The 13110-nt window shown below is 72.2% G+C and carries 12 protein-coding genes; 6 read left to right on the top strand and 6 right to left on the bottom strand.

Going from position 1 to position 13110, the window contains the following annotated elements:
* The first annotated feature begins 80 nt into the window (after positions 1–80).
* From N5I75_RS35540 to N5I75_RS35530, 3 genes are all read left to right on the top strand, one after another.
* Positions 81–293 carry a hypothetical protein gene (locus N5I75_RS35540; RefSeq protein WP_476684282.1) on the top strand — a complete coding sequence of 71 codons (213 nt, stop codon included), beginning with the start codon at positions 81–83 and terminating at the stop codon, positions 291–293.
* Entirely contained in the window at positions 280–1671 is a 1392-nt protein-coding gene (locus N5I75_RS35535) for an amidase (protein ID WP_476684281.1), read from the top strand. The genes N5I75_RS35540 and N5I75_RS35535 overlap by 14 nt, the downstream gene beginning before the upstream one ends.
* 70 nt (positions 1672–1741) lie before the next feature.
* Complete coding sequence (locus N5I75_RS35530; RefSeq protein WP_476684280.1) at positions 1742–2314, top strand: TetR/AcrR family transcriptional regulator; 573 nt, start codon at positions 1742–1744, stop codon at positions 2312–2314.
* A 66-nt stretch (positions 2315–2380) separates the two neighbouring features.
* Here N5I75_RS35530 and N5I75_RS35525 read toward each other — a convergent pair whose 3' ends face one another.
* Positions 2381–3082, bottom strand: coding sequence for a scabin-related ADP-ribosyltransferase (locus tag N5I75_RS35525; protein WP_476684279.1), 702 nt, complete (start codon positions 3080–3082; stop codon positions 2381–2383).
* A gap of 200 nt (positions 3083–3282) precedes the next feature.
* Between N5I75_RS35525 and N5I75_RS35520 the strand changes: the two genes are divergently transcribed.
* Both N5I75_RS35520 and N5I75_RS35515 read left to right on the top strand, forming a co-directional pair.
* Positions 3283–4293: an SPFH domain-containing protein gene (locus tag N5I75_RS35520; RefSeq protein WP_476684278.1), complete on the top strand. Its 1011-nt coding sequence runs from the start codon at positions 3283–3285 to the stop codon at positions 4291–4293.
* The gene (locus N5I75_RS35515) at positions 4290–5189 is read left to right on the top strand and encodes an NAD(+)/NADH kinase (RefSeq protein WP_476684277.1); all 900 of its coding nucleotides are present in this window, start codon (positions 4290–4292) and stop codon (positions 5187–5189) included. The genes N5I75_RS35520 and N5I75_RS35515 overlap by 4 nt, the downstream gene beginning before the upstream one ends.
* Before the next feature lie 3 nt (positions 5190–5192).
* On the opposite strand, the gene N5I75_RS35510 is transcribed toward N5I75_RS35515, so the two are convergent.
* From N5I75_RS35510 to N5I75_RS35500, 3 genes are all read right to left on the bottom strand, one after another.
* Positions 5193–6653: a glycoside hydrolase family 76 protein gene (locus N5I75_RS35510; protein WP_476684276.1), complete on the bottom strand. Its 1461-nt coding sequence runs from the start codon at positions 6651–6653 to the stop codon at positions 5193–5195.
* A gap of 123 nt (positions 6654–6776) precedes the next feature.
* Entirely contained in the window at positions 6777–9035 is a 2259-nt protein-coding gene (locus N5I75_RS35505) for a PQQ-dependent sugar dehydrogenase (protein ID WP_476684275.1), read from the bottom strand.
* 319 nt (positions 9036–9354) lie between these two features.
* Positions 9355–10713, bottom strand: a complete 1359-nt coding sequence (locus N5I75_RS35500) for a glycoside hydrolase family 10 protein (protein ID WP_476684274.1) — start codon at positions 10711–10713, stop codon at positions 9355–9357.
* Between the two features lie 350 nt (positions 10714–11063).
* Here N5I75_RS35500 and N5I75_RS35495 point away from each other — a divergent pair, with 350 nt between their 5' ends.
* Positions 11064–11675 (top strand): LOG family protein, encoded by a 612-nt coding sequence (locus N5I75_RS35495; RefSeq protein WP_476684273.1) that lies wholly within the window; start codon positions 11064–11066, stop codon positions 11673–11675.
* 65 nt (positions 11676–11740) lie between these two features.
* On the opposite strand, the gene N5I75_RS35490 is transcribed toward N5I75_RS35495, so the two are convergent.
* Both N5I75_RS35490 and N5I75_RS35485 read right to left on the bottom strand, forming a co-directional pair.
* Positions 11741–12622 (bottom strand): alpha/beta fold hydrolase, encoded by an 882-nt coding sequence (locus N5I75_RS35490; RefSeq protein WP_476684272.1) that lies wholly within the window; start codon positions 12620–12622, stop codon positions 11741–11743.
* Positions 12623–12634: 12 nt separating this feature from the next.
* Positions 12635–13009, bottom strand: a complete 375-nt coding sequence (locus N5I75_RS35485; protein ID WP_476684271.1) for a hypothetical protein — start codon at positions 13007–13009, stop codon at positions 12635–12637.
* Between the last annotated feature and the right edge of the window lie 101 nt (positions 13010–13110).

Genomic DNA, 13110 nt, shown 5'->3' with positions numbered 1-13110 from the left:
TGCGTTAGGTCACCGTAGGCCTTACCGTCGACTAACGCAAAAGCTTTGCTTTAACCGTCACCAGTCCAGGGAGAACCGTCATGTCCTCCGCCGAACTCACTCCCGCGCAAGCCGCCGTCTGGGCCGCACGCGCCGGGCTTGCCCTGCCCGCCGACCGGCACGCCGCGGTCGCGGCCACCGCCGATCACATCCACTCCGTCGTCGCGGTCCTGCGCGAACTGGACCTCGGGGACACCCCGCCCGCGACCGCCTACCGCGCCGCCGAGCAGGAGGCCCCCGATGCAGCCGTATGAACTCACCCTGGCCGCGGCCGCCGACGCGATCCGGACACGGCGGCTGTCACCCGTGGAGCTGACCGACTCCGTCCTCGACCGCGTCGCGCGGGTGGAGCCTGAGCTCCACGCCTACGTCACCGTCACGGCCGAGCGGGCCCGCCGGGCCGCGCGCGACGCGGAGCGCGAGATAGCGGCCGGCCGTCACCGGGGCCCGCTGCACGGCATCCCGATGGGACTCAAGGACCTCATCGATGTCGCGGGCGCGGCGACGACGGCCAGTTCACGCGTGCGGGCCGACCACCGGGCGCGGGCCGACAGCACCGTCACCGCCCGCCTGACCGCGGCCGGCGCGCTGCTCGTCGGCAAGACGCACACCCATGAGTTCGCCTACGGGCTGACGACCCCGCAGACCAGCAACGCCTGGAACACCGGGCGCGTCGCGGGCGGTTCGAGCGGCGGGTCCGCCGTCGCCGTGGCGGCGGGTGCCGCGACCTTCGCGCTCGGCACCGACACCGGCGGATCGATCCGGGTGCCCGCCGCGCTCAACGGGGTCGTCGGGCTCAAACCGACCTACGGCCTCGTCCCCCGCCACGGCGTCACCTCCCTGTCCTGGTCCCTCGACCATGTGGGCCCGATCACCCGCACCGTCGAGGACGCGGGCCTGGTCCTCACCGCCCTGACCGGTCACGACCCGCGCGACCCCGCCTCCCTGGTCACACCCCCGACCGACTTCCGTCCCCGCGCGAACACGCACCTGAAAGGGATACGTGTGGGCATCCCGCGCACCTACTACTTCGACCACGTCGACCCGGAGGTCGAGGCCGCCGTCCGGGACGCCGTCGACCGGCTCCGCTCCCTCGGCGCACGCCCGGTCGAGGTCGACATCCCCATGACCCGCTACATCAAGGCCACCCACTGGGGCCTGATGGTGCCCGAGGCGACCGCCTACCACGCGCACACCCTGCGCACGGTCCCCGAGCTGTACCAGGACGACGTACGCCTCCTCCTCGAAGCCGGTGAACTCATGCCCGCGGGCGACTACTTGCGCGCACAACGCGCCCGCACCCGGATGCGCGAGGAGTGGGCACACATGGCGCGCGAGGTCGACGTGATCGCCGCCCCGACCGTCCCCGCCACCGCCGTCGAGGCGGGACGGCCGACGGTCACCTGGGCCGACGGCACCGTGGAAGGTGTCTCCGACGCATACGTGCGCCTGTCGTCCCCCGCGAACATCACCGGGGTGCCGTCGCTGTCCGTCCCCGTCGGCCAGGACAGCGCGGGGCTGCCGATCGGCATGCAGCTCATCGGGCGCCCGCTCGGCGAGCACACGCTCCTGCGGGTCGGCCACGCCTATGAGCAGACGCGGCCCGCCCGCCCTCTCGCGCAGGCGGCATGACCGATGACACCGCCCGGGGGGCGGGCGGCCCGTTGGTCAGACGCCAAGATGTCGCTTTAGGCTGGGCGCCATGAGCAGGCAGATGGTGCGCCCCGGCGGCCGCAGCGCCCGGGTCCAGGCGTCGGTCCACGCCGCTGTGCGCGAACTGGCGGCGGAAGTGGGGCGGGACGCACTGACGGTGCCGCTGGTCGCCCAGCGCGCGGGTGTGACGCCGTCGACGGTCTACCGTCGCTGGGGCGACCTGCAAGCGCTGCTCTCGGACGTGGCGGTCGAGCGGCTGCGGCCCGACACCGCGCCCAAGGACCTCGGCGACCTGGCGTCCAGCCTGACGGCGTGGGCCGAGCAGTTCCTCGACGAGATGGCCTCCCCCGCCGGGCGCGCCTACATCCGGGACGCCCTGCTCGGCGACCCGGACGGCAGCAACGCGGGGCAGTGCTCGGCCTACGCCGCCGAGCAGATCGGCCTCGTCCTCGCCCACGCGGCCGAGGGCACGGAGAACAAGGGCGGACTGCCCGACGTGGAGACGGTCGTCGACCGCGTCGTCGCACCCATCATGTACCGCATCCTCTTCCGCCCGGAGGGGCTGGACGCGGCGTACGCGCGCCGCCTCGTCGCCGAGGTCCTCGCGCGGACCGGCCCGTGACGGACCGGCCCGTGACGGACCGGTCCGTGACGGACCGGCCCGCGGCAGCGTCGAAGCGGGGCGGGCTCAGAGCGCCGGTTCGAGGGGGCGCCGGAAGTCCGGGTTGGTCCGGCAGCCCAGCTCCTCGTACGTGTTGACCTTGGTCTTCGGGTCGGTACGCACCAGGTGGTACTTGCAGGCGCTCTTGATGTGGTCGCCCGCGACGCCGCCGGGGAAGTCGATCTCCTTGTTCCACAGGTACGGGGACTCGTAGCCGTTGCGGTGGGCGGTGGCGTTGACGTCGATGCCGCCGGGGGCCTCGATCTCGTAGACCCACCCGGTCTTGGCGGACCCGTACGTGGCGAACTTCTGCGCCACCCACTTCTCACAGCTCGTGCTGAGGTGTGCGGTGTCCTGGCCGCCGCCCTTGACGATGTACTCGGCCAGCGGGGTGAGCGTGTTGCCGCGCGGGGTGAAGCCCTCGTGGAAGAGCTGCTCCACGTTCTCGCGCCGGTCGCCGCGCCAGAGTGTGTTGGTGTCGTCGCGCCACTGCCAGTCCTCCTCGCCGGCCTTCTGCCACATGGCCGTGGCGATCGAGCGGGAGGTGGTCGTGCGCCACCAGTCCGTCGGGTCGTACTGCGTGACCGGTCCGCAGGGTCCGGTGTCCGGGGCCGCGACCCGTGCGGTGGAGGCGCGGTCGCCGTCGGTCGCCCCCGCCGGGGCGGCGACGGTCAGCGAGGCGGTGGCGAGAGCGGAAGCGGCGAGGACGCCGAGAGCGGCCTTCAACATGTGGTGCACCCCATCAGGAGGTCGACAGAACGGGCCCTTTCTATCGGCGTTCCGATCAAGAACGGGCCGGAACGCACGCCCAGTCACCTGCTTGGGGCAACAGTCATATCGGACGCCGCCTTAAGAACCTTCTCGTCCCCTTGACGAGAGCCGACTCCCTCTTTAGAGTCAATGTGACCTTAAAGAAGGAGGGGGCTCTCATGGCCGACATCACGAAGCGTTTCGGCTGGCGCCATCTGCGGGCGGCGCCCACGGCCCACGTACGGCACCACCGTTCGGGACGGCTCGCGCACGACGGCCCCGGGCTGAGCTTCTGGTTCCGGCCGCTGGCCGCAGCGCTCTCCGAAGTGCCGGTCGACGACCGGGAGTTGGCGATGACGTTCCACGCCCGGACCGTCGACTTCCAGGACGTGGCCGTGCAGGCGACGGTCACCTACCGCATCGCCGATCCGGCCGTCGCGGCCGAGCGGCTCGACTTCTCCGTCGACCCCGACACGGGAGTGTGGCGCGGCGCCCCGCTGGAGCAGCTGGCCACGCTGCTGACCGAGAGCGCTCAGCAGCACGCGCTGGAGGTGCTGGCCCGCACACCTCTCGCGGCGGCGCTCGCCGAAGGGGTGCCCGCGGTGCGGGAGCGGGTGGTGCAAGGGCTGCGCGAGGAGCCGCGGCTGCCCGCCACCGGCATCGAGATCGTGGCGGTCCGGGTGATGGCGGTGCGGCCCGAGCCGGAGGTGGAGCGCGCCCTGCGCACACCTGCCCGGGAGCTGATCCAGCAGGAGGCGGACCGGGCCACGTACGAGCGGCGCGCGGTCGCCGTGGAGCGGGAGCGCGCGATCGCCGAGAACGAGCTGGCCAGCCAGATCGAACTCGCGCGCCGCGAGAAGCAGTTGGTCGAACAGCGCGGTGCCAACAGCCGCCGGGAGGCCGAGGAGAAGGCGGCGGCCGACGCGGTCCGGACCGGCGCGGAGGCGGAGCGCGCGGTGCGCCTCGCGCAGGCCGAGGCCGAGGGCGCCCGTACGGTCGGCGAGGCCCGCGCCCAGGCGCAGGCGGCCTGGCTGCGGGTGCACGGCGATGTCGACGTGGCGGTCCTGCGCGCGCTGACCGGCACCCGGCTGGCCGAGAACCTGCCGCGCATCGACAGCGTCACCGTCACCCCCGACGTGCTGACCGGGCTGCTCGCTCGGCTCGGGGCGGGCCAGGAGCCGGCGGCGTGAGCCTCGCGCCCCGGGCCGTCCTCGTGCATCGCGCCACGGAGTACGAGGAGTTGGTCGCCCGGCACGGCACCCACGGGCAGGCGGCGTTCTTCCTGTCCTCGCGGGGCCGGTCCATCGAGGAGGTCGTCGAGCGGCACCGCAGGACGGAACGGGCGCTCGCGCTCGTGTCGGCCGCGGTGCCGCTGAACTGGCGGCGCGCGCAGGTGGAGCGGGCGGACCTGGACCGTTTCCTGTTCGGTCCCGAGGACGTCGTCGTGGTGGTCGGGCAGGACGGGCTCGTGGCCAACGTCGCCCAGTACGTCGGCGACCGGCCGGTGATCGGCGTCGACGCGGAGCCGGGCCGCAACCCGGGGGTCCTGGTGCGGCACCGCCCGGCGGACGTCGCCCGGCTGCTGCCCGCCGCCTTCTCCGCCTCCGCGGGCGGCGACGAACTGACCATGGTCGAGGCCGTCACCGACGACACGCAGCGCCTGGTGGCGCTGAACGAGATCTACGTCGGTGCGGCCGGTCACCGCACCGCCCGGTACCGCCTGGGTCTCGACGGCGACAGGGGTGCCGTCGAGACCCAGGCCTCCTCGGGGGTGCTGATCGGCACGGGGACGGGGGCGAGCGGCTGGCTGCGGTCCGTGTGGCAGGACCGCTCGATCGAACTCCGGCTGCCGCACCCCACGGAGGAGCGGCTCGCGTGGTTCGTCCGGGAGGCGTGGCCGTCCCCCACCACGGGGACGCGGCTGAACGCGGGCGAACTGGCGGTGGGCACGCGGCTGACGGTGACCGTGGAGTCCGAGCGCCTCGTCGCCTTCGGGGACGGCATGGAGAGCGACGCGCTCGAACTCACCTGGGGCCAGACGATCCGCCTCGGCCTGTGCCCCACCAAGCTGCGGCTCGTCGGATGACGGCTACGGAGCCGCGTTCATGAGGTCGAGCGCGCTCTGCTGACGGGCCGCGTCGGTGCGGTCGAGCGGGCCGGACCAGCGCAGCCCGTACTGGTCGAGCGGGTTGCGGTCCGCCTGATACGCGCGGTCGGCCTGTCTGCGCAGGTAGGTGCGGTACGGGTGGTCGGAGAGCGCCGCGTCGAGGGTGGCGAGGCCGCGGACGTGGGCGCCCTTGAAGGACGGGCCGTCCGCACCGCAGTCGCCGCTCTCGCACGGATCGCGCAGGATGCCGTCGGCGGTGTTGAGCGCGGAGGACGTGGTCGCGGCGTCGGCGATCTGACGGGCGGCCGTCAGCGTCGCCGCGTCACCGGTCGCGCGGTGCAGTTCGGTGAGGGCGCCCAGGAGGACGCCCTGGTTGTAGGACCAGACGGTGCCGTTGTTGGTGCGGCAGGTGGCGAGGTCGAGGCCGTCGTTGACCAGATGGCCGCTGTTGATCATGCCGCTGTTCCTGAACCAGTCCCAGCCCGCGCGGGCCCGCCCCAGATACGTGCTGTCGCCGGGGATGCGCTGGTGCAGTGCCGCGTTCAGCTCGATGTAGAGGGAGTTGGGGATGGCGTTCTTGTACGTCCTGGCCGTGCTCCACCACACCCCGCCGCCACACGTGTTGTCCCAGTAGGCGGCCATGTGGTCGGCGTCGGCGCGCGCGGTGTCGAGGTAGCGCCGCTCCCCCGTCAGGTCGTAGGCGGCGATCCAGGCCAGGCCCCACCAGCCGGTGTCGTCCAGGTACTCGTTGCGGAACTGGCCCTGGGCGGCGCCGAGTTGCTTCTCGTAAGTGGTGGAGATGGCGTAGCGGTAGCTGCCCATGCCGGTGGTGCGGATGTTGTCGATGAGCGCGGTGAGGGCGTTGGCGGAGTTCCACCAGCCGGTGGTGGCGAACAGGCCTGTGCTCCGGTCGTAGAACATCATCTGGGCGGTCGCGGCGGCCTTGGCGCGGCTGCCCGCGTTCCAGGTGGTGCGCGCCCAGGGGGTGCAGGCGATGTCGGCCCGGTCGGCGGCCTTGCCGCAGGCGCGCAGGGCGCCGACGCCGCGTTGCGCCCAGTCGTCGTTGTTGTACATGAGCGTGCGCCAGCCGGTGCGGCCCGCGGGCACGGCCGTGTTGCCGAGGCGGCTGCCGGAGGCCCAGGTGCGGCCGCCGTCGAAGGAGCGGTCGAGCCACACCTCGTCGCCCGCCGCGCCACCGTCGATCGAGGCCCAGCCCATGGCGGAGCCGTCGTCGAGGTGCAGGGCGAGGGTGCGGTTCGCGAGCTTCGCGGAGACGGGAGTGCGGTCGCCGCCCGCCTGCGCGGGGTCGCGGGCGTCGCAGTAGGTGTTGCAGACGGCGGCCGCCGCACCCGCGCGGGGTGCGGCGGCCGCCATGGCCGTGGGGACGAGTGCCTGGCACGCGGTGAGTGCCGCGGCCACGAGGAGGACACGTAAGCACTTCATACCGCTCACTGTCCGGCATGGGTGGGCCGGAGGGGAATACCGTGACGTGCGTTACCGGCCCGGGCACTCCCCCGGCCCGGGCACTCCCCCACAGCGACGTGCGGACGGGTCACGTACGAAGTCTCATGTACGAGGCCGCAGCAGGGTGATGCGGGATGCGCCCTGTTCCGTGACGTAGAGGTTGCCCTTGGCGGTGTCCTCCGTGATGTCCAGAGGCTGTTGGAAGCCGGTGAAGCCGGTGATGCCCGTCGTGGGCGCCGACAGCCCGCCTTGCGTGTCGACGTCGAACACCTCGATGTCCTGGCCGCTGCTGTAGCGGACGACGAGGAGTCTGCCCTTGAGCGCGCCGCCGAAGGCGTTGCCGCGGTACTCGACGACGCCGTCGGCGGAGGCGTGCAGTCCGGCGTCGTACATGCCGGCCGCGTCGAGGTTCCGGTCGGGCCGGGTGCCGACCGGGTAGCCGGTGACCTCGAAGGGGGTGGTGCCCGAGGTGGGGTTGCCGCCGGCCAGGACCCATTCGCAGCGGGACGGGTTGGGGTGTCCGTAGTAGCGGTTCTTCTTCACGTCGAAGACGTAGTCGGTCTCCGCGACGGGGTTGGAGGTGATCCCCGGGACGGCCGGACCCGTGTAGGCGCCTGCCGTCGCCGCGTCGATCCGGCGTGTGCAGGCGGCGGGCAGCGGGGAGGGGGTCGCGGGTGTGTTGCCGCCTGCCGCGGAGCCGTTGGTGGGTGTGTACAGGTGACCGTTGGTGTGCCACACCAGGTCGTAGGCGTTGCGAATGCCGGTCGCGTAGAGGGTGAGCGGCGCGTTCGCGGCGTAGGGATCGTATGTGCCCGGGCTCTCCGTCCGTACGTCGACGGCGCCGGAGGCGGGGAGCCTGGCCGGGTCGAGGCGGAGCACCGCCGCGTTGAGCAGGTGCTCGGGGCGGTTGCCCCAGGTGGGGTCGGGGGCACCCATGGCGTTGTTGGCGCCCTGGGTGATGTAGAGCGCGCCGTCGGGGCCGAAGGCGAGCGAGTTCGTCTCGTGGTCCTTCACCGAGCGGGGCAGCCGGCTGACGACCTCGGTGTACGTGGCGAGGTTCGGGCCGGTCAGCTTGGCGATGCTGCTGGACCAGTCGGGTTCGCTCGGAGTGCCGCCCGCGTACATGGTGTTGGAGGTGATCCACAGAATGGGGTCCGCCGCTGTCGACGCGGGGTCGAAGGCCATGCCGATGATCGTGCGGTGGGGCGCTCCGGGCAGGCCCCGGGCTGTCGCGTCCGTACGCACCGTGGAGATCGTCTCCGCCGCGCCGAGGGTGCCGTCGGCGGCGATCGCGTACCGCAGGATGTACCCGTCGAGGGTGGACGCGTACAGCTTGCCGTCGGGCCCCTTGACCACGGAGGCGAAGCTTCGGCCCGTCGCCGCCGTGGCCACCTTGTCGAAGGCGACGGTGCCACCGCCGCTCCCGGCGCCCGTGGTGAACACCGAGCTCCAGGGGGTGAAGGTGTGTCCGGCCAGGTCGCGGACGCCGCTGGTGACCGCGAAGCGGTAGCGGGTGTTCGCCTTGAGCCCGGCGGTGGGTGACAGGTTGATGACGTCGCCGCCGCCACTGGTGAGCACGTGTGCGGGCACGGCGGCTCCGGTCGCCGACTCCGTCAAGGTGACCGTCGCCGAGGTGAGGGTCGCGGTGTCGACGCCGGACCCGACCAGCTTGAGGTCGGCCACGACGCTGCCGGTCGGTGCCGCGCCGGTCGCCGTGTTCCCCGGAGTCACCGTCCTGACCTCGGGGTGGTCGGCGGGATCGGCGAGCGGGGCGACGGTCACGTACGCGATCTTGGTGTTGGTGCCGCCGAGCGGGCTGATGGTCAACCGGCCGTCCGTGACGGTGGGGTGCACGGTCCGGGTCCGGTACCTGGTGGTGGAGGTCGGCACGAATCCGTCGACCGCGTTCTGGTTCTCGACCTGGATCGCGTGCGCGCTGTCCACACTCGTCGCGTCGCCGACGGCGACCGTCACGGTGTACGTGCCGTCGGGCACGGCCATCTCCCACCGGCCGGGCGTCTTCACACCTGCCGAGGAGGCCGGGAGCTGCATGTGCACGAAGGTGGCGAGCAGCCGGTCCGGTTCGGCCGTGCCCCGGTCGCGGCCGTTGCCCGTCAGGTCGAGCGGGGTGGAGTTCGTCAGGCCCACCCAGCCGTAGGTGAGGCCGGTGCCCTGGTTCGGGCCGGTCCGGGCGGCGTAGGACTGGCCGTGGTCGAGTGCGTAGCCGCTCACGGGCGTGGTGGTGGCGGTGGCGAAGTCGACCTTCGCGGAGAAGGTGGTGTCGGCGCGCGCATGGGTGGGAGCGGCGACGGCGGCGCCCAGGAAGGTCAGGGTGAGGAGGGCTCCCGCTGCGCGGGACACGTGTCTTCGCAGAAGTGGGTGCGACGAGCTCAGGCTCAGCACAGGTTTCTCCCGTCGGGAAGGGGACGTGCGGAACGTGCCCCCGGGCGCCGCGGCGTCCGGGGCATGCCGAGCCCGTAACTGCCCCCGCCCGCGACGGCCCAAGCGGCGACTGCGCCGGGGGCCGTGCGGGCGGGGGCGGTGCCGGTGTGCCGGGGCCGCTGTGACCTGCGCGGAGGGTGTGAACCCAGGACTCCGCCCCGCATACAGGAAGCACTCCGGGCACGACACCTGCACACATGTCTTCTACTGACGAGGTATCAGCGGCTCTCCGCCGTCGTCACGACGCGGTGCAGGCGCCCAGTACGGGTGCGGCCCCGTTGCCGTTCTTCTGGACGGTGAAGCCGAAACTGGTCGAGGCGCCCGGCGCGAGGCCGCCGTTGTAGGCGGCGTTCTTCACGGTCATGACGGTGCCGCCGCTGTCCCAGCTCGGCGTGCCGTTCCAGGTGGTGACGACCTTCTGCGGGGCCGGCACCGTCACGGTCGTCGACCAGGCGGTGATCGGCGAACTGCCCGCGGTGACGGTGACCTTGCCGTTGTACCCGTCGTTCCACGCCTCCGACGTCGTGTACGAGACGCTGCACGTCGCCCCCGAACCGTCGCCGCCACCGGGGGTTCCGGAGCCGCCCAGCGCGGTGAGCGCCGCCGAGTAGGCCGGTTTGGCGGTGTAGTTGGAGTCGAAGAGGAGAGGGGTGCCGCTGCTGCGCCACGAATACTTGTCGGTCACACCCCAGACGGTGATGCCGGTGCAGCGGGACACGGCGAGACAGGCCTTGACCACATTGCCGTAGTTGGTCGCCTGGGCGGTGCCGGAGCCCTCGATGTCGAGCTCGGTGATCTGCACGTCGACGCCGAGATCGGCGAAGCGCTGCAGGTTGGCCTGGTAGTCGGACGGGACCGGCGACGCGCTGTTGAAGTGGGACTGGAAGCCGACGCAGTCGATCGGCACCCCGCGCGCCTTGAAGTCCTTGACCATCGCGTACACCGCGTTGCTCTTCGCGTTGACACCGTCGGTGTTGTAGTCGTTGTAGCAGAGCTTGGCGGCCGGATCGACGGAGCGGGCGGTGCGGAACGCCTCCTCGATGAAGCCGTCGCCGAGCTTGTCCTGGAACGGGGAGCTGCGCCGGGCGCCGCTGCCGCCGTCCTGGAAGGCCTCGTTGACGACGTCCCAGGCGTAGATGTCGCCCTTGTAGCGCTGCATGACCTGGGTGATGTGGTTGTTCATCGCCGAGCGCAGATCCGTCGCGGACAGGCCGCCGACCCACGAGGGCAGCTGCGAGTGCCACACCAGGGTGTGCCCGCGGACCTTCATGCCCTTGCTCTGCGCGTGGCCGACGATCTGGTCGGCGTTCGTGAACGTGAAGGAGCCGCGGGTGGACTCGGTGGCGTCCCACTTCATCTCGTTCTCCGGGGTCACCTGGTTGAACTCCCGGTCCAGTGTGGACGCGTAGGCGGATTCGCCCAGGTGGTTCGCGGCCACGGCGGCGCCGAAGTAGCGGCCCTTGGCGGCCGCCGCCGAGCCGAGGCTGTCGGCCGCCGCGGCGGTCTGCGACAGCGCCGCGACGGTCGCCGCGGCGAGGATCGAGGCCACGCCGGTGCGCAGGGCGACGCGGGCACGTGAACGGTTGCTCGTTGCCATCTCATCCCTTTCCGGAGGCGTCGCGACGCGCCGGGGACGGGTGGTGCGTGAGGAGCGGACGGACGTGCGGCGGGCGGTGCGATGCGGTGCAGGCGATGCAGGACGATGCAGGGCGGGGCGCGACGCCGAAAGTTTCAGTCTTGTTCCCGAAACACTGCGGAGACCGTACGGACAGACGGGAAGCAGGTCAACCACTTGGGTCGAGATGGCCGGAGAATGCGCCGATGGCGCTGGTGCGGCCGGGGTGACGAGACGTCGGAGGAAGTCGCCGATAGTTTTCGAAGCCGCCGACCCGCCCCCGTCCTCACCACCAAAGCCTCCCGCGTGGTAGACCGGAGGACCTGTCGCCGATGTCCTGGGGATCCTCCATGCGCCGCCTCGCCGTCTTCCTCGCCTCGTCCAACGGCCACGACCCGGCCCACGCCGAACTCGCCGCCGCCGTCGGCAAGGAGCTGGCCCGGCGCTCCATCGGGCTCGTCTACGGGGGCGGTCACAGCGGCCTGATGGGTGTCATCGCGGACAGCGTGCTCGAGGCGGGCGGCGAGGTCGTCGGCGTCATGCCGCGCAGCATGGTCGAGCGGGAATGGGCGCACGAGGGCGTGACGAAGCTGATCCTCTGCGACTCCATGCACGAGCGCAAGGCGATCATGGCCGAGCACGCCGACGCCTTCGTCGCCCTGCCCGGCGGCCTCGGCACCCTGGAGGAGATCTTCGAGGTGTGGTCGTGGCGCCAGCTCGGCTTCCACACCAAGCCCGTCGGCTTCCTGGACGCCGCGGGCTTCTGGACACCCCTGCTCGCCTCCCTGCGCTCCATCGCCGACTCCGGCTTCCTGCCCGCGTCCACCCTGGACGACCTGGCCGTCTCCCCCGACCTGCCGGGTCTTCTGGAGGCACTGGAGACACGGCTGACCAGCGTCCCCGAGCCCGCGCACGGGGAGACCTGGCACCGGCTCGGCACCTGAGCGGTCAGCGCAGCGCGATGAGTTCCGCGTCCGTCGGCCCGAAGCCGCACGCCGTGACGCAGCGGCTACCTCGCCGTGCTGTCCCGCTCCGGCCGCAGGAACTCGGTGAGCGATTCGGCCAGTGCCTCCGGGGCCTCCTCCGCCATGTGGTGGCCGGAGTCGATGCCGTGGCCGGTGACGTCGTCGGACCAGGCGCGCCAGATCGCGCGGGGGTCGCCGTGGAGGTCCTCCAGGTCGTCGCGGAGGGACCAGAGGACCTGGGTGGGGCAGGTGAGGCGAGTGCCGGCGGCGCGGTCGGTCTCCTCGTGGCGGCGGTCGACGGTGAGGCCCGCGCGGTAGTCCTCCAGCATGGCGCGGACGACGTCGGGGTCGCGGGTGGCCTGCCGCCACTCGGCGTGGTTCTCGGCGCCCATGACCGCGGGGTCGCCCTGGTACCAGCTGTCGGGGTCGGCGGTGATGACGCGTTCGGGGACGTCCGGCTGGGCGAAGAAGAACCAGTGCCACCACCGCGTGGCGAAGTCGACGGTGATCCGGGACAGGTGTTCCGTCACGGGCAGGGCGTCGGCGAAGGCCACGCGGGAGACGGACCCGGGGTGGTCGAGAGCGAGGCGCAGGGCGACGCTGCCGCCGCGGTCGTGCCCCACGAGCGCGAAGCGGCGGTGTCCGAGGTGCCGCATGACGGCCACCACGTCACCGGCGACGGCGCGTTTCGAGTAGCCCGCGTGGTCGGCGGTGAAGCGCGGGCCCCTGGAGCGCCCGTAGCCCCTCAGGTCGGGGCAGACCACGGTGTGCCCGGCGCGGACCAGGAGCGGGGCGACCCGGTGCCAGGTCGCCGAGGTGCGGGGGTGGCCGTGCAGCAGCACCACGGGCGGACCTTCCCCGCCGTACCGGACGAAGGCGGACGCCTCGCCGAGTTCGACCCGCGTCGAACGAAAACCCTCGAACACCGTGCATGGCCCCTAACGCCGCTGGGGTGTCACCGTACGCGTGCGCAGCGCCTCGTCCATGGCGCGCAGACGGCGCGTCTGAAGATTGCCCGCGTAGGTCAGCCAGCCGAGGAAGACCACGGTGAGCAGCGCGAAGCCGACGGTCTGGCGGGTGCCCGCGGTGAGGCCCGTCAGGACGGTGATCGTCACGAACATGACCGCCAGCATGACGAGCGCGGCCACGCGGTGCCGGGAGCGGTGCAGACGCTCGTCGACGAGTTCGCGCATCGCCCGCTGCTCCCCGGGGTCGGTCGGCGGGTCGCCGCGGCGCAGCCGCTGGTCGAGGGTGACGAGGCCGTCCGTGCCTCCGGCGGCCTTCCGCTCCTTGCGGCGGACGGAGAGGATCACCGCGAGACCGCCGAGGGAGATTCCCGCCAGGCGGGCCAGTATCGCGAGGAACGACCGCCCCGGGTAGAGGAGTTTCGCCCCTCCGATTACCCGGCGCCGTA

This window comes from Streptomyces sp. R818 (assembly GCF_056172735.1).
This window is presented reverse-complemented; position numbering and strand designations above follow the sequence as displayed.